The following is a 16,940-nucleotide window of genomic DNA, read 5'->3' as shown; positions in this document are numbered from 1 at the left end:
GAATTCTATTTATTTTATTATCCATTTGCAAACGACTACAAACGGATTTAAATAGTTTATAACCGATTGAGGGTTGATAAGATCGCAATCTTTGCAACAGAGATTTGAGAAAAACAGTGAACGTCTCTTATCTGAATTATTAATCTTTAAAATCTAAAAGTTATGTCACTAAGAAACAAAGTAACATTAATTGGTTACACAGGAAAAGAAGTTGAAATGGTAAACTTCGACAACGGAAATATAAAAGCAAGCGTATCCTTGGCAACAAGTGATCATTATACGAATGCGAAAGGAGAAAAAGTAGAAGAAACGCAATGGCACAATCTTATTGCTTTTGGGAAAACGGCCGAAATTTTTGAAAAATATGTTTCCAAGGGAAAAGAAATTGCCATAGAAGGAAAGCTTACCTACAGATCCTATGATGATAAAGACGGGATGAAGCGTTATGTTACAGAAATTCGTGTAGACGAGATTCTATTATTAGGAGGAAAATAATTCTAAAAACACAAATGATGAAAGTAAAAGTTTTTAAAATAAGACTTCCGGAAGAATTTCTCTATATAGATCAGAAAATGCTGGATGATTTCCTGGAAGCCAATGAGATTATGAAAGTAGAAACAGCTTTTGTAAGTGATGAGCGGTATTGGTCTGTAATATTGTATTTTGAAGATTTAAAACTGACAAAAAATACAGTTAAAGAACCAAAAGCAGTTAAATATTCTGCAGAGAATGATTTCCTGAATACAGATGAAGAAAAGATACTGGATGCACTGAAGCTTTGGCGGTCTGAAAAAGCCCGGGAACAGAATCTTCCCACATATTTCATCGCCAGCAATAAAGAGCTGATATCTGTAGCCAAGTATAAGCCTGCCAGGAAAGAAGAATTGCTGGAGATCAAAGGATTTGGAAAGCATAAAATTGAAAATTATGGTGAAGAGATCCTTGAGATTCTTGAAAGCGTCTGATTTTTCAGAATAATTGATAATACAACAGCAAAAAGCTGGGGAAGATTGTTTCTTCAGCTTTTTATGCTGTGTAAAGTCCATGCAATTCCGTACTTTTGCATTTATCAAAATGACATACAAAAAATGAAGCCAAGTTTAGCAAAAGGGACGAGAGATTTTACGGCACAGGAAGTTTCCAGAAGAAAATATATCATCAATATTTTACAGAATAATTTTGAATTATTCGGGTTTCAGCCATTGGAAACTCCAAGTTTTGAAAATCTTTCTACCTTGACAGGGAAATACGGAGAAGAAGGAGACCGTTTGATTTTTAAGATTTTAAATTCAGGAGATTATACTTCTGAAGTGAATCAGGAAGACTGGGATAATAAAAACCATCAGAAACTTATTTCTCAGATTTCAGAAAAAGCTCTTCGTTATGACCTTACTGTACCTTTTGCAAGATTTGTGGCAATGAATCACGGGAAACTGACATTTCCATTCAAACGTTCTCAGATCCAACCGGTTTGGAGAGCTGACAGGCCTCAGAAAGGAAGATACCGTGAGTTTTATCAGTGTGATGCGGATGTGGTAGGAAGTGAAAGCTTATTGCAGGAAGTAGAGCTGGTTCAGCTATATTTAAAATCATTTGCAGACCTGAAAGTTCCTGTTACGATTCATATGAACAACAGAAAGATCCTTTCCGGATTGGCAGAATATGCGGGAATTACTGATAAACTGATTGAATTCACTGTAGCATTAGATAAGCTGGATAAAATTGGTAAAGAAGGCGTTGTAAAAGAATTACTGGAAAGAGAAATTTCTCAGGAATCTATTGACAAGCTGGATTTCCTGTTCAGCCAGTCTGACGATGCGCTGGAAAACCTTCTTCAACTGAAAGAAAAATTTGCAGGAAATGAAATTGGTCTGAAAGGAGTAGAAGAACTTGAATATGTTCTTACACAGTCTCTGAGCCTTGGTGTTGATATGCAAAATCTTGTATTCAATATTACCCTGGCAAGAGGACTGGATTATTATACCGGTGCTATCTTTGAAGTGAAAGCAGATGAGGTTGCTATGGGATCCATCGGTGGTGGAGGTAGATATGATAACCTTACAGAAGTATTTGGAGTTAAAAATATTCCGGGGATAGGAATTTCATTCGGATTAGACAGGATTTATCTGGTAATGGAAGAATTGAACCTTTTCCCTGAAGAAGCATCATCCAAGATCGAATATTTGTTTGCTAATTCTGGAGGAGAAGAAACAATAGAAGCCCTAAAGCTGATTATGCAGCTAAGAGAAAAAGGAATTTCGGCAGAATTATATCCTGAAAATGCAAAAATCAATAAGCAGTTTACTTACGCAGAAAAGAAAGGGATAAAAAATATGGTTTTCCTTGGTGAAGAAGAAATTAAAAATAATACTGTTACTTATAAAGATCTTGAAGCTGGTGAAAAGAAAACCGTTTCTCTTGAAGAGTTCTTAGGATTATAATATTGCAAAAATTGCCCAATAGATTATCATCTGACTTTGGGATATATAAAAAGAAAAAACAGCCACAAAAAAGTTTTGTGGCTGTTTTTTTTGATTGATATTAAGATTTAAATATTTTTGATCTTTAAAATTGACTCAGAATTTGTAATTTGGATCGATGTATATAAACAGAGTGAAAATAATGCTCTGAATTCATTAAAAACTTTTAAACATAAAAACCAGATGAACACTATTTGCGCATTGTGCGGAACACCGCTAACGGCAACAGATATGTCTGTAGGTAAAAATAAACTTGCTGATGGTGGTTATTTGTGTGCCGGATGCTTTACTAAAGCCGTTACTATCAACAGAGACCTTATCCATAATCTTGATCAGTTTTATTTTGCAGAAATTACAGGAATGATTCTGAAAAGTAAAATTGATGCAAACCAAAATACCAGAGACCCTCAATATACAGGGAACAGCCATTACGAATATGATGCACCAACAAGGTTGGATGAAATAAAAGATCAGATTGTTGCTCTCAATGCAAGACTGAGTGTTCTTGCCAATGAAGAAGTGAATGAATTGGCAAATATTCTGGACAGAGATGAAAAATTGCTGGCTATTGCAGAAGGAATTGATCTTCAAAACAACAGGGAGGGAATTATATTTTCAACACAGAAAAGGGTTGCTTTTATTGATAAAAAATTTCTGGGTGGAGTTGTCAAGAATGAATTTCTCCTTCAGGATATTTCTTCCATTGATCATATTGAAAATCTTTTGTATTCAATTCTGAAAATCAATACCTATAGAGGTGATGCACAGTTTAAACTGCACAATAAAAATGATGGAAGGGCATTTTCCAATGTTAAAAACCGAAGTACGAACTATTCTGAAAACGAATTGAGAAGGGATTCAGTTCCACTGCAGGCATTTTCCCAAACAATTCCGGATCTGGTTCAGGAAAATGTTTATTCTACTGATAAAGGAGATTCCGGAGCGATTTTTGAGCAGCTGGAAAAATTGGGTAAACTCAAAGAGATTGGAGTGCTGACAGAGGGTGAATTTGCCGAACAAAAGAAAAAGTTACTTGATAAATTATAAAAAAGAAAAAATGAGTAATAATTGTGCATTGTGTAAAACAGAATTAACCTCTATGGATACGCTTTTGGGAGCTAATAAGCTTTCAGATGGCAACGTTTTATGCAATAAATGTTTGAATGAAACGAGCAATATCAATGAAGAATTGCTGTACAATCTTAATAAATTCAGTATTGATGATATTAATGACATGTTGAAAACAGAGAATAAAGAAACGGTTTTGCCAGTGGCAGCGGTAGTTCAAAATCTCCCTGTGATGGTAGAGCCTGATTCAAGCCAAATTTCAAAAGAAGTTTATAAACGGAGACAACGCAAAATAAAATTTGAACTGGAAAAACTGAACGCCAATCTTTCCATGTTCACCAAAGGAGAGATCAAAGAACTTCCTTATCTGATTTCCGAGGAGGAACAAATAATCGCCATTACAGATGCTCAGTTTGTCAATACATTGGATGCAGGTGTATTGGTGGCAACCCCAAAAAGAATGATTTCTGTATCAAAAGGAATGTTTGGTGCAGCAAAGATTAATGATTACCGTAATGAAACCATAAAGTCCGTAAGCTTTGTAACAGATCCGAGATCTCCGATAATTAAACTGCATTTGGACGAAAGAGTAGTTGAGTTTGAATGCTATATGGATAAAGAAGATGCTGAGACGTTCTATGATACCATAAAAGCCATGTATAATAATCCTAAGGAACAACCTCTGAAACAAATTGATACCACGGGCAAAAGTGTTTCACAGCCATCAGAAGAAATTTTTAATCAGCTTGAGAAATTAGGAAAACTGAGAGAAAACGGAATCTTAACCGATGCAGAATTTGCAGAGCAAAAAAAGAAGCTGCTGGAGCAATTATAATAAAACTTTTATACGGAATTATGAAGAACAAAGTATCGGCAGAAATCGTAGAAAATTGGCTTAAAGGATGGTGTTTATCAAGAGAAGTCTCTTTTCCTGTTCAGTATAAATCCGGATTCCACGTGATGGTGGGAGATGAAACACAAAAAGAACGTTTTGTATTTCCTCAACTTAATGATGACTTTTTCCAACTTGCAGATTCAATTGATGAGCCCTGGATTTATCTCAAAGTATCTACATCTCCTGAAGAATTTATAGGGAAGATTCCTGAAAGATGGAAACTGCAGTCACAAGGATATATGATGACCTGTTCTCACCCGATGAATTTCCCGGAAATCAGTCTTGCAGAAGGGTATTACTTAGAATTTTCTGAGTATAACACAACTTTTGTTGTCAGGATTGTAGCAGAGAATGGGGAACAGGCTTCTATAGGCCGTGTCTCTCTTATCAATGGTGCGGCTGTATATGACAGGATTATTACCGAAAAAAATCATCAAAGAAAAGGGCTTGCTTCTTTTTTATTGAAAGAACTTGAGAAGATCGCTTTATCAAAAGGATTTACAAATAATCTTTTAGTGGCAACAGAAGAAGGAAAGCTGTTGTACGAAACATTAGGCTGGAAGATGTATTGCTTGCACAGTTCTATTGTAATTCCATCTGAAACATAATATTTTAGCCAAATTAAATTATTCTTTTCCCAAGAAATAGTAATTTAGGCTCATAAACTGTTACTATGAGTGAAAAATCAAGACTTGACGAAATAAGAGAGGAACTTAAAAGGTTGGATATCAGCCCTACCATATTTGCCAGAAAAGAAATTCATGAGCTGCCGGATATTCTTTCAGCACACGAAAAAATTGTCTATCTCGTTGAAGGCAGAAATAAAATAAACAATCATCATATCATTTTAGTAGCTACAGACAGAAGATTGATCTTTGTTGATAAAGAATTCATGTACGGGTTGAAAGTAGAAGACTTTTCTTACAGCAAAATAAGCTCAATACAGTATGAAACAGCATTTTTACTGGCTTCTATAGATATTCAGGTTACGGATGATGTTGTAGAGATTGATGGAGTAGGAAAGTACCATGCTGAACTGTTTTGTGAAAAGGTAAGAGACTTCATGTCCCAGCCTGAAGTATCTGTTCAGAATACACCCGAAACTAGTGTTCTAGACCAACTCGAACAGTTAGGAAGATTAAAAGAAACCGGAGTTTTAAGTGAAGAAGAATTTCTTGAACAAAAGAAAAAACTGATGGAGAAACTATAATCAAGATGTAGAGAAGCTTTAATGAAAAGCAGAACTAACATTATTTTAAACTAACAACAATGGAAAATTACTTAGAAATAAATAAAAAATCATGGAATGCTAAAGTAGAACCGCATCTGAAGTCGGATTTCTACTTTGTAGATGAATTCCTGGATGGAAGAAGTTCTTTGAATTCAATAGAATTGGAGCTTCTTAGAGATATAAAAGGAAAAAATATTCTGCATTTGCAATGTCATTTCGGACAGGATTCTATTTCACTGTCAAGAATGGGGGCAAAAGTTACCGGGATTGATCTTTCTGATAAAGCTATTGATACGGCCAGAGATCTTGCTCAGAAATGCGGAACGGATACAGAATTTATCTGTTCAGATGTTTACGATCTACCTAATATTCTGGATCAGAAATTTGATATCGTTTATACAAGTTATGGCACAATAGGCTGGCTTCCTGATCTTGAAAAATGGGCCGGAATTATTAACCATTTTCTAAAACCTGGTGGACAGTTTATTATGGCAGAATTTCACCCTGTTGTCTGGATGTTTGATGATGACTTTACAAAAGTGACTTACAACTATTTTAATGAAAAGCCGATCGTAGAAACTTATGAAGGAACTTATGCAGATCAGTCTGCACCCATCGTACAGGAATATGTAATGTGGAATCACTCATTATCAGAAGTTATTGGTAATCTGATTAAAAAAGATTTAAACCTGCATACTTTCCGTGAGTTCGACTGGTCGCCATATCCTTGCTTCAGACATGTAGATGAATTTGAAAAAGGAAAATGGAGAATTCCGCAGTTTGGAAATAAAATACCGCTGGTCTTTGCTTTAACAGCCCAGAAAAAATAAATATTAATTGAAATTTTTCCAAAATAAAAAGTCATCGTAATATTGATTACGATGACTTTTCCTATATATGAATGTTAAAAAAACTGCTTTTATTTAGCTTACAGAATCTTCAGCCTTTGTTTTTACTTCGTCCACTTTATTCTGAACCTGAGAAGCAACATCATTGGCTTTGTTTTTAAGGTCATTTCCCCATTTGTTAAGATTATCTTTTGCTGTATTGATTTTATCTTTTACTGCTTGTTGATCTTCAGGGCTTGAATTCTTATATTTCCAATAAGCTAATGCACCTAAACCTAATAAAGCTAATAAACCTTTTCCTTTGTTTCCCATGATTTCTATTTTTTTATGTATTAATATTAAAATTTGTTGTTATCAATAATGTAAAATACGTGCCAAAAAAATAACCGGACTTATAAAAAAATGTTAAATTTAAGAGAAGACTTCAAAATTTTCACCATCAAAACTGGCGAAAACCATAGTAGGATAGGAATCCTGATGAAAGATATTTCCATCCTTATCAATGGCAATAGCACCTGCAAACCCATCAATGGCTTTAAGCTCATCAAATGTTTTGATAAATGCCTGCTGAAGACTCATTCCATCTGTAACCCTTGTTACAATTTTTGTGGCAGTAGCATTGCTTACAATATCTTCTCCAACACCAGTACAACTTACCGCACAAAAAGCATTGGCATAATTTCCTGCCACTGTGGCAGAATCTGAAATCCTTCCCGGAATCTCAAAACCTTTTCCGCCTGTAGATGTAGCAACAGCCAGCTTTCCGTCTTGATCAATCGCTACACAGCCTACCGTTCCTTTACCTCCATTGGCCAATTTGGCTTCATACTCACTTCTTCTCTGAGGAATCTCTGTAGAAAAATTCTCAAAACCATGTTCCGTAGCATAGATTTTCGCACCGTGACCTCCCAAAACCCGGTCATCTTCTCCAATAAGATCTTTGGCCACAAAAACAGGATTCTTCACATCCTGGATATTGATGACTCCGCTTAGCTTTTGAGTTTCTCCATTCATAATAGCAGCACTCATACGGATAACACCATCGCTCTGGATCTGAGAACCGATTCCTGCATTGTACAGTGGATCGTCTTCCAATAATGATACAGCATAAGCAGCAGTATCAAAAGCCGAATGGGTCTTAAGATAATCAAATGCTTTTTGGGCAATCTCTTTTAAAGAATCCTGTTTTGCAGTTTTTACTTCATGGCTTTGGTCGCTTTCTGAGAAAAAACCTCCGTGGATAATGAGCTTCATAAATAAAGTTTAGTTTTTTTTATTGTTAATTTCTTTAGATACCATCAGCAGGTATTGAAGTTCTTTTAAAATGAACCCTCAATTCTTGACAAAGTTTTGAAATGTTTTCTACATTATGTTTTTCTACAATGATAAGTTGTAATTCATCAGAATAGCTGTCTGCAAGCTCAATAACTTCCAGTGGCGGATCTTCCTGATTAAGAATCGGCTGCAGCCATTTAAAATAATCACCTGCATATCGTATTCCTATGGGGAAATCTCCAATTAGGTTATTGAGACTTTCATCAATAAGTTCATGAATTTCATCTATTTTATCACCCCGGATTAGAAAATCAAAAAGTTCATTGGTCACCGAAAATTCAAATGCACCGTCTTCATTGCTTTCAATAACCCATTCTGCATCATTATCTTTTATATATTGGGCCGGGTTTAAATAGCATAAAGAACAGTTTGAAATCATTTCTTCTTTATTTTCCACATCATAGCCTTTCAGAAGAAGGGTAATCAATTGTTCAATTTTTTCTTCCCTCATTTAGTTTTATTTTCAATTAAATTAAGAATTACTTTTGAGTTATTTATCCTGCGGTATCGGATTAAACTGAGAATTCTCAATAGTTAATTTCTTAGTGGTAAGATCATAGTGATCATTCATAGACATAACATGTACCGTTAAATTATCAATAGAAATAGGCTCACCAAGATTGATATTCGTAAGATTGGTATCTTTAATAAATCTTCCGTCTACCAGAATTACAAGACCTGAACCTACAGCTGTCATCACATCATTATGGATGAAAAGCCCTGTATCTTCTCCAAGTCCTATTCCCAGTGTTCTCGGATTGTTGACTACGGCCTGGAAAAGACGACCGATTCTGCCACGCTGTACAAAGTGTGTATCAATAATAACATTATCAATCAAACCTAATCCCTGGGTGGTTTTGATTTCTCCTTTTAAAAGTGCTTCAGAACTGCTTCCCTGGTAGATCATATTCTCGGATGCCGCTGCAGCTCCCGCAGAAGTTCCGGAATAAATAAAATCCTGTTCCTGATATTTTAATAGAATCGTATCATGAAATCTTGTTCCTCCAAGAATAGAAGTCAGTCTCAACTGATCTCCTCCGGTAAACATCATGACATCAGCAGCATTGGCTCTTGCTACCATAGCATCAGAGTTGGCTTCTTCACGGTTGTGAATATCCAGAACATTTACATTTTTAGCACCCAGAAATTCAAATGCCTTTTTGTATTCAGAACCTACGATCTGAGGTATTTGAGAGGCGGTTGTTACAATTTCAATAACAGAATCTTCCTTGAGTTTTGATTCGTTGATGATCTTCCTTAAGATCCCACGTTCAAAAAAATTAAGATTCTTTTCGATATTCTGATCATAATCGGTTTCTGCAAAACTTCCTTTGTTTACAGCTCCTCCGATAACTATTAATTTTCCAACAGGCTTCGTCATGGGTACAAAATTAAAAAATAATTAACATTCTTTGGCGAAATTCGTGCCATCTTTAATTGATTTTTAATGTTTTAAGAATGTTAATTGAAATTAATTGTTTTTTAACAAATCTTTAAATTTGCTATGGTTTTGTTTTGGGTTTTACATTATCTTTGGCTATGAAAGGAGTTATTGTTAACTGTTAAAATGCCAATAGACTATGAAAATCGAAAAGATTCAGGCACTACGCGGTCCAAACATCTGGAGCATCAGAAGAAAGAAGCTGATACAGATGAGGTTAGACTTAGAAGAAATGGAGAATTATCCTACCAATAAAATCGAAGGATTCAGGGAAAGGATTGAAAAATTAATACCCTCATTGATTACCCATCGATGCTCGGAAGGAGTGGAAGGTGGTTTTTTTCATAGAGTGGAAACAGGAACCTGGATGGGGCATGTTATAGAGCATATCGCTTTGGAAATACAGACCCTGGCAGGAATGGATGTGGGGTTTGGAAGAACCCGGGAAACAAAAACTCCTGGAGTGTATAATGTGGTTTTCAATTATATTGAAGAAAATGCGGGAATCTACGCTGCTGAAGAAGCTATGAAGATTGCAGAAGCCCTGATAGAAGGGAAGAATTATGATTTAAATACCTGTATTCATAAATTAAAAGAAATCCGAGAACGTGTCCGTCTTGGGCCTTCTACAGGAAGTATTGTAGAAGAAGCTGCTTCCAGAAGAATTCCTTGGATCAGATTGGGAACAAATTCTCTGGTACAGCTAGGTTATGGCGTGAATCAGCAAAGATTTCAGGCTACCATTACAGGAAAAACAAGTTCCATTGCCGTTGATATCGCATGTAATAAAGAATTAACCAAAAGAATGCTTCATGATGCTGCTATTCCGGTGCCGATTGGTGATTTGGTTGTAGACGAAGAAGGATTAAATGCTGTGATCAGAAAAATTGGTTATCCGATTGTTTTAAAACCTTTGGATGGAAATCATGGAAAAGGTTCTTCCATTAATGTCAACGAATGGGAATCTGCTAAAATAGGCCTGGAACATGCCCAAAAATATTCCAGAAAAGTAATTGTTGAAAAATATATCACAGGTTACGATTTTCGTATACTGGTGATTAATAATAAGATGGTGGCGGCAGCACGAAGAGTTCCTGCTCATGTTGTAGGAGACGGTGAACTGAATCTTCAGCAGCTTATTGAAAAAGAAAACAAAGACCCAAGAAGAGGTTATGGTCATGAAAATGTCCTTACTGAGATTGAAGTAGATAAAGATACACTGGAACTTCTTGAAAAGCTTCAATATACGCTGGAAACCATTCCTCAAAGGGGAGAAGTGGTCTATCTGAAATCAACGGCGAATCTTTCAACCGGAGGAACATCCATTGATGTAACAGATATGGTGCATCCGGAAAATATCACAATGGCGGAAAGAATTTCCAAAATTATCGGATTGGATGTATGCGGTATTGATGTGATGGCGGAGAATTTAACTCAGCCTTTAAAAGAAAGTGGCGGAGCTATTATTGAAGTCAATGCAGCTCCTGGGTTCAGAATGCACCTGGCTCCAAGTGAAGGACTGCCAAGAAATGTTGCCGCACCGGTGGTAGATATGCTTTATCCGCAAGGGAAACCTTTTACCATTCCAATTATTGCCGTGACAGGAACTAACGGGAAAACAACAACTACAAGACTTATTTCACATATTGTAAAAAGCAATGGATACAGAGTAGGATTCACAACGTCGGACGGAATTTACATTCAAAATACGATGTTGTCAAAAGGAGATACAACAGGTCCGCTTTCTGCAGAATTTATCTTGAAAGACCCAACCGTAGAATTTGCAGTACTGGAAACTGCCAGAGGAGGAATTTTACGTTCCGGACTTGGCTTTTCACAATGTGATATCGGGGTTCTTACCAATATTGAGGAAGATCATCTGGGAATGAATGATGTTCACAGCTTAAGAGATCTTACCAAAGTAAAACGTGTCGTAATGGACAGTGTTAAGAAGAGTGGCTGGAGTGTACTGAATGCCGATAACATATATTCTATGAAGATCGTGAATGACCTTGATTCTAATGTGGCAATCTTCAGTATGGATGAAAATAACCCTCATATTGTAAAATTTGCGAAAGAAGGAAAGATCACCTGCGTGTATGAAGAAGGATTCGTCACTATTAAAAAAGGAGACTGGAAGATCAGAATAGGAAAAGCAAAAGATTTCCCGATTACGATGGAAGGAAAAGCCCGATTTATGATTGAAAACGTATTGGCGGCTAGTTTGGCAAGTTATCTTTATGGGTTTGGAATTGAAGATATCTCTAATTCTTTGAGAACCTTTATTCCAAGTGCTCAGCTTACGCCGGGAAGATTGAATGTCTTTAAATTTAAAAACTTTAAAGTACTGATCGATTTTGCTCATAATCCTTCAGGATACGAAGCCATTGAAGATTATCTTAAAAATGTAGAGTCTACAAAGAAAATTGGAATTATATCCGGTGTTGGAGACAGAAGAGATAACGATATCAGAGAATGCGGAAAGATTGCGGGAAGAATGTTTGATTATATTATCATCCGGAATGAAAAACATCTTCGAGGAAGAACGGAAGATGAAATTAACGGGTTGATTATTGATGGTATTAATGCTGCAGGCAGAGATGTCAGCTATGAGATTATCCCTAAAGAAATCGAAGCATTAAAACATGCTATGGGAATGGCTGAAGAAGGAACGTTTATCACAGCTTTAAGTGATGTTATTTCCAATGCTATTGATCTGGTACAGGAATATCAGGCCAAAGAGTTACTGGAAGACAATAAGAATATTTAGTATTAAAAAAATAAAACCTCCGAAATATCGGAGGTTTGTTTTTATAAGCTTTCCCAGGTTTTCTTTATGTTCTGCATTTTCATCAGATAGAAATACAAAGGAATGAGTTCTAATCTAAGGGTAAAGCTGATCGTTGGAACAGTAAATGGGATAATTGCCATCATAATGAGACAAACGGCAATTCCTATGATTGCATCAACTATTGCAGTCTGTACTGCCCATTTTTGTTCAAACCAAAGTCCGTAAGCAACAATACCTTTGAACAGAAACAAAAAGCTGATCAAAAGCCCCGTCATTGAATAAGGATGATTAGCATTGATCCCATATATCGATAAGGAAACATGAGTCAGCAGAGAACCTGCAATCAATAAAATAGCAGATACTGCGCCTCCGATTAAAAAGATCCATAAGAAAATTTTAATCCACACGGGTAATAAGTTTCTTCTTCGTGTTAAACCGTTGTTGTCAAATTCTGCAAAAGCAGTCGACTTTTCTTCCATGTATTATTAGTTTTAAATTTTTTATCCAAAAAATGCATTCGAACTTCCGATCCAGATGGCATCCTTTTTATTGAAATCAACATTTACCATTGCGGCTTTAGTCATTCTCCCAAGATTTTCCAATAAAATAGGGCGTTCGTCATTTTCCCGCCAAATATACAACAAACGGATCTCTGCTTTTGAAAATTCTCCGTTGATATCTTCAAAAATGGGCTCATAATACACTTTTCTCTGTAAAATATAATTTTCCTTATCCTGAATAGCGTCTGTAATTTCCTTCGTAGGATTTAAATTAACACCACTTCCTGCGAATGAAAATAAAGGCTTCAATACAAAGTCTTCAAGATTTTCATTTTCCGGAAATTCATGTAGAAAATAACTCTTTGGAACAAACTGATGTTTTAATAAAGGCAAAAGAAATTTTGAAATTTTAAAGAACCAATTGGGGTGAGTGATCCATTTAACATCTACTTCTTCACGGAAATCAAATTCTGTATTAAGATCCGGAATATTATCCAACTCGTCGAATATAATACGGTTGTAAATTCTTTTGATTTCTACCAGATTTCCATTGTTTTCATAATACAGTTTTTTGCCTTCTTTCTTTACTTTGGTCAGACACACTGTTTTTATTCCTAATAATTGCTCTGTTAAAGCAAAATCAATGGCTGTTTTTTGTTTTTCAGGGAAGATTTCAAGCAGGATTACATTTTCAGGATTTTCCTCACCTACAATAAGCTCCTTCAAATAGTTTTTAAAGGTTTCATGAGGCATAGGATTTCTGATTTCCGAAAGAAAAGGGTAAACTTCACAATAAGTTTCTTCATACACTTTCTGAAAAGCATACAAAGAAGGAAACGCCTGAAGTTCTATTAGCTGAGGTTCTATCGCTCCGTTTTCGCTTTTGCAGACTCCAAAATCTATCGTGAAAAAATGAGGCTGATCCGTATCATTGGGAACTCTGCAGTTATCAGGAACGGCTTTCCGAAGTGTTTCAGCAGACATTGCCTTAATCTGGCTGATAATACTTTCGCTGGCATCAATAAGCTTACTCTCAAATTCTTTAGTCAAAAAAATAGGGCTTTCTGAAACCCTGAAAGTAGGTGCTGTACCTCCTTTTTCCGCCAGTATATTTTTTAATTGATTGTACTTTTCATCCGAAAACTCCTTATTGTACTGTTTTCTGTATTTTGGAATCATATTTTTTTTCTTTTGTGATGTTAAAAAATCGAACATTTCTGCCCGATTGTTATATATAGTAAGGAGTTGGAAGCTGGGAGAGGGAAGTTCTTAACTATGAAAATATTTAGACTATCAGTTCATGAATAAAAGCATTTTCAGTAGTCTTAACTGAAAATAACTTCCAGCATCCTTCTTCCATCTTCCTGCCTTTTAAGCCAAAGTCCCAGCTTCTTTCAAAATGTTTTTTTTTGCAAACTGAAGGAATCTCGGAAGGATCTGATGTCTGGTCAGAATGATTTTATCCTCATCGTCTATTCTGTCGATCGTTTCAAGATATTTCTCCATACCGAAATTTTCGATCATAGCTTCTCTGTTTTTTTCATCTTTCAGATTTTCGATCAAAGATTCAGGATTAGCTTCAGGATGAAACTGTGTTCCGAATATTTCTTCTGAAAAACGAACCGCCATTACCGCTCTTTCCAGATTGATATGAGGACGGAACTTCTCAATCGCCATGATAGTCATCCCAAGTTCTTCAAAACGGTCATGATCCGGCTCTATAAACTGGTACGCTCTTGAATCTACGGCATAAAAAGGATCCTGAAGATTTTTGAATAAAAACTCTTCTTTGCCTTCATCTGTTTTATGAACAGGCATTACTCCAAAGGAATAAGACTTTCTTTTACAGATATTACCAAGGTTCCAATGAATACTTGCCAGCTGGAATGAATGGCAGATAAGGAAAAGGTATTTTTTATCTTCACTATATTTATTATGCTCAAAAACAGAATCTAAAAAATGGGCAAATCTGTCTTCCCAGGCAAAACCTTCACGATGTGGATTTCCAGGACCGCCTGAAGAAATGAAAATATCAAAATCTCCGATCTCCGGCATTTCATCTTTAAATCTCACATCAAATGTCTTGATGACAACATTTTCTTCAGAGTTCTGCTGAAATGCTTCAGAAATTTCTTTAATGTTTCTAAAACCTTGATTCACATGATTGTTGTTCATGTCCAGCAGAGCAATTCGAATATCTTTCATTACATCATATTTTTTGTAAAGTTACCAAAAATATTATGAAGCAGTTTCACCATGTGTTATGCCATACTCTGTTTCAGAGATCATATAATCAACAACTTTCGTGAGATCCCCTGTTTCCTTAAAGATCTGAAGCTGCCTGTCTGCGCCGGTTCCGTTTTCCAGAATTTTCCAGGCATATTCCACTTCATGGCGGCATCCCAAATCGTCTACCACATCATCAATAAACTCTAAAAGTTCTTTCAATAAATGAGGATAAGGAACAGATTCTTCTTTTCCGAAATCGATCAGATGGGCTTCAATACCGCTTTTGGAAGCACGCCATTTATTTTCGTTCAACAGCAGTCTTCTATAACTTCTGAAGCTCAGATTTTGCTGATGAAGTTTATAGATTTTAGCAACAAGGCATTGCATAATGGCAGCAAGACATACCGTTTCATCAATTCTCAGTGGCATATCACAAATTCTGAATTCAATCGTAGGGTAGAACGGATGAACACGTAAATCCCACCATATTTTCTTGGCATTGTCGATGGTTCCTGTTTTCACAAGAAGATCTACATAACTGTCGAATTCTGCCAGAGAGTTAAAATAACTTGGGATACCGGTTCTCGGGAATTTCACAAAGATTTCCTGTCTGTAAGATTTAAATCCGGTGTATCTTCCAATCCAGAATGGCGAATTGGTAGAAAGAGCATACACGTGAGGAAGAAAGTAACGCATTACATTCTGAATTCTTACCCCTTCTTCACGATTAGGAATTCCAATGTGGACGTGCAGTCCGAAAATAAGGTTTTCACGGGCTACATCTCCCATGTCGTCCACGATTTTGATGTATCTTTCTCCCTGTGTGATATTGTTATCTGACCAATGAGAGAATGGGTGAGTACCTCCTCCGGAAACGCGCAGCCCCTGTTCATGAGCGATGTTGATAAGATGACGTCTTAAATTCGTCAATTCTGCTCTGGCTTCCTGAATATTCTGGCAGATCCCTGTTTCCATTTCAATCATAGATTCGTGCATTTCGTGTTTTAAATTTTCACTTAAAACCGCTTTGCCGCCTTCGATGATTTTTGAAACGTGAGAAACCAGATCTCTGCTTTCTACATCAATGATCTGATATTCTTCTTCAATTCCAATAGTAAACTGATGATGCATTTTTTTTGTGTTTTTTATTTCTTTTCAATGTTATTTTATGGAATCTTTCACAAAGGTTCCCCAAGTAATATTAGGTTTCCCAGGAACATATTCTTTAGCTTTTTCTATAGCCAGTTTTGCAGCATGTTCTATAATCCATGCAAAATTTTCTTCTCCTACAGAATTTCGGTCTGCATCCGGAGCCGGGTTGCAAAAATCAATTGCATAAGGAATACCGTCTCTCACTGCAAATTCTACCGTATTGAAATCATATCCTAATGCTTCATTCATGGTAATGGTATAATCATGAATAGTTTTCAGTAGTTTTTCAAGTTCTTTACCTTCTGTCTGGTGCGTAGTAGCATATCTCAGATGAGGTGCATTTCTTGGTTCGTAAGGCATGATGTGAACATATTTTCTGCCCAAACAGTACACTCTGTAATAATCATCAAAGATTATTTCTTCCTGTACCATCATCACCAGCTGTTCCGTTTCGCCTAATTTGTTCCAAAGGTCATCCGGGTTTTCTACTCTGTATACATTTTTCCAGCCACCGCCGTCGTGAGGTTTCATGTATGCCGGAAATCCTACATAATTAAAGATATATTCCCAGTCGTGTGGAAATTTCAGGTTTCTGAATGAAGTTTCAGAAGTGTTGTCTGGCCTTTCGTGTGACGGAAGCAGAACAGTCTTAGGAAGTGGGATTCCCAGTTTAGACATCAGGGCATTGTTGAAAAACTTCTCATCAGAACTCCACCAAAACGGATTGTTGATTACATAAGTGCCATTGAGTGCGGCATTTTTCAGGTATGCTCTGTAAAAGGGAACGTCCTGTGAAATTCTGTCGATGATTACCGCATACCCATAATCTGCACCCTGTTCTAATTTATCGATGGTAACGGGTTCAGCTATGATATCTCCACCTCCCAGTTCATTCACTTTATCTATAAATGCCCAGGGAAACGTGTCTTCCATACCGAAAAGAATTCCTACTTTTTTTGTCATAATTTTT

18 protein-coding genes are annotated in these 16,940 nt (G+C 36.2%); 9 read left to right on the top strand and 9 right to left on the bottom strand.

The genetic code is table 11. The features are described from left to right. The first annotated feature begins 162 nt into the window (after positions 1 to 162). The 8 genes from KYG33_RS05190 (at position 163) to KYG33_RS05155 (ending at position 6,504) form a co-directional block, all read left to right on the top strand. Positions 163 to 495, top strand: coding sequence for a single-stranded DNA-binding protein (locus KYG33_RS05190; protein ID WP_077416859.1), 333 nt, complete (start codon positions 163 to 165; stop codon positions 493 to 495). A gap of 14 nt (positions 496 to 509) precedes the next feature. Next, positions 510 to 965, top strand: a complete 456-nt coding sequence (locus KYG33_RS05185) for an HRDC domain-containing protein (protein ID WP_228408807.1) — start codon at positions 510 to 512, stop codon at positions 963 to 965. A gap of 123 nt (positions 966 to 1,088) precedes the next feature. Further along, positions 1,089 to 2,441 (top strand): histidine--tRNA ligase, encoded by a 1,353-nt coding sequence (gene hisS, locus KYG33_RS05180; protein WP_077416863.1) that lies wholly within the window; start codon positions 1,089 to 1,091, stop codon positions 2,439 to 2,441. Between the two features lie 222 nt (positions 2,442 to 2,663). Beyond that, complete coding sequence (locus KYG33_RS05175; protein WP_139348530.1) at positions 2,664 to 3,527, top strand: PH domain-containing protein; 864 nt, start codon at positions 2,664 to 2,666, stop codon at positions 3,525 to 3,527. A gap of 10 nt (positions 3,528 to 3,537) precedes the next feature. Then, complete coding sequence (locus KYG33_RS05170) at positions 3,538 to 4,383, top strand: PH domain-containing protein (RefSeq protein ID WP_219072795.1); 846 nt, start codon at positions 3,538 to 3,540, stop codon at positions 4,381 to 4,383. 20 nt (positions 4,384 to 4,403) lie between these two features. Further along, a complete protein-coding gene (locus KYG33_RS05165) occupies positions 4,404 to 5,051 on the top strand; it encodes a GNAT family N-acetyltransferase (protein ID WP_077416869.1) in 648 nt (215 codons plus the stop codon). A 65-nt stretch (positions 5,052 to 5,116) separates the two neighbouring features. After that, positions 5,117 to 5,653, top strand: coding sequence for a PH domain-containing protein (locus KYG33_RS05160; protein WP_077416871.1), 537 nt, complete (start codon positions 5,117 to 5,119; stop codon positions 5,651 to 5,653). 59 nt (positions 5,654 to 5,712) lie between these two features. Next, on the top strand, positions 5,713 to 6,504 hold the full coding sequence (locus KYG33_RS05155) for a class I SAM-dependent methyltransferase (RefSeq protein ID WP_077416873.1): 792 nt from the start codon (positions 5,713 to 5,715) through the stop codon (positions 6,502 to 6,504). Positions 6,505 to 6,597: 93 nt separating this feature from the next. On the opposite strand, the gene KYG33_RS05150 is transcribed toward KYG33_RS05155, so the two are convergent. The 4 genes from KYG33_RS05150 to KYG33_RS05135 form a co-directional block, all read right to left on the bottom strand. Beyond that, on the bottom strand, positions 6,598 to 6,834 hold the full coding sequence (locus KYG33_RS05150; protein WP_047385320.1) for a YtxH domain-containing protein: 237 nt from the start codon (positions 6,832 to 6,834) through the stop codon (positions 6,598 to 6,600). Between the two features lie 99 nt (positions 6,835 to 6,933). After that, positions 6,934 to 7,776, bottom strand: coding sequence for an isoaspartyl peptidase/L-asparaginase (locus tag KYG33_RS05145; protein WP_077416875.1), 843 nt, complete (start codon positions 7,774 to 7,776; stop codon positions 6,934 to 6,936). A 34-nt stretch (positions 7,777 to 7,810) separates the two neighbouring features. After that, complete coding sequence (locus KYG33_RS05140) at positions 7,811 to 8,308, bottom strand: hypothetical protein (RefSeq protein WP_219072794.1); 498 nt, start codon at positions 8,306 to 8,308, stop codon at positions 7,811 to 7,813. A 39-nt stretch (positions 8,309 to 8,347) separates the two neighbouring features. Next, complete coding sequence (locus KYG33_RS05135; RefSeq protein WP_077416879.1) at positions 8,348 to 9,238, bottom strand: cyanophycinase; 891 nt, start codon at positions 9,236 to 9,238, stop codon at positions 8,348 to 8,350. A 199-nt stretch (positions 9,239 to 9,437) separates the two neighbouring features. Between KYG33_RS05135 and cphA the strand changes: the two genes are divergently transcribed. Further along, a complete protein-coding gene (cphA, locus tag KYG33_RS05130) occupies positions 9,438 to 12,068 on the top strand; it encodes a cyanophycin synthetase (RefSeq protein WP_180563878.1) in 2,631 nt (876 codons plus the stop codon). 41 nt (positions 12,069 to 12,109) lie between these two features. On the opposite strand, the gene KYG33_RS05125 is transcribed toward cphA, so the two are convergent. The 5 genes from KYG33_RS05125 to KYG33_RS05105 all read right to left on the bottom strand — a co-directional run bounded on the left by KYG33_RS05125 (position 12,110) and on the right by KYG33_RS05105 (position 16,933). Next, positions 12,110 to 12,568 carry a hypothetical protein gene (locus KYG33_RS05125; RefSeq protein WP_219072793.1) on the bottom strand — a complete coding sequence of 153 codons (459 nt, stop codon included), beginning with the start codon at positions 12,566 to 12,568 and terminating at the stop codon, positions 12,110 to 12,112. Positions 12,569 to 12,589: 21 nt separating this feature from the next. Next, on the bottom strand, positions 12,590 to 13,768 hold the full coding sequence (locus KYG33_RS05120) for a hypothetical protein (RefSeq protein ID WP_077416884.1): 1,179 nt from the start codon (positions 13,766 to 13,768) through the stop codon (positions 12,590 to 12,592). Between the two features lie 192 nt (positions 13,769 to 13,960). Further along, complete coding sequence (locus tag KYG33_RS05115; RefSeq protein WP_077416886.1) at positions 13,961 to 14,794, bottom strand: type 1 glutamine amidotransferase; 834 nt, start codon at positions 14,792 to 14,794, stop codon at positions 13,961 to 13,963. Positions 14,795 to 14,827: 33 nt separating this feature from the next. Beyond that, positions 14,828 to 15,949 carry a carboxylate-amine ligase gene (locus KYG33_RS05110; protein WP_047385313.1) on the bottom strand — a complete coding sequence of 374 codons (1,122 nt, stop codon included), beginning with the start codon at positions 15,947 to 15,949 and terminating at the stop codon, positions 14,828 to 14,830. Between the two features lie 30 nt (positions 15,950 to 15,979). After that, a complete protein-coding gene (locus KYG33_RS05105) occupies positions 15,980 to 16,933 on the bottom strand; it encodes a RimK family alpha-L-glutamate ligase (RefSeq protein WP_077416888.1) in 954 nt (317 codons plus the stop codon). Positions 16,934 to 16,940 lie beyond the last annotated feature (7 nt).

Origin of the sequence: Chryseobacterium sp. D764, from assembly GCF_019317325.1 — a bacterium.
Classification (GTDB): domain Bacteria; phylum Bacteroidota; class Bacteroidia; order Flavobacteriales; family Weeksellaceae; genus Chryseobacterium.
Note: the sequence above shows the minus strand (reverse complement) of the source record. Positions and strands in the feature narration are given on the sequence as shown.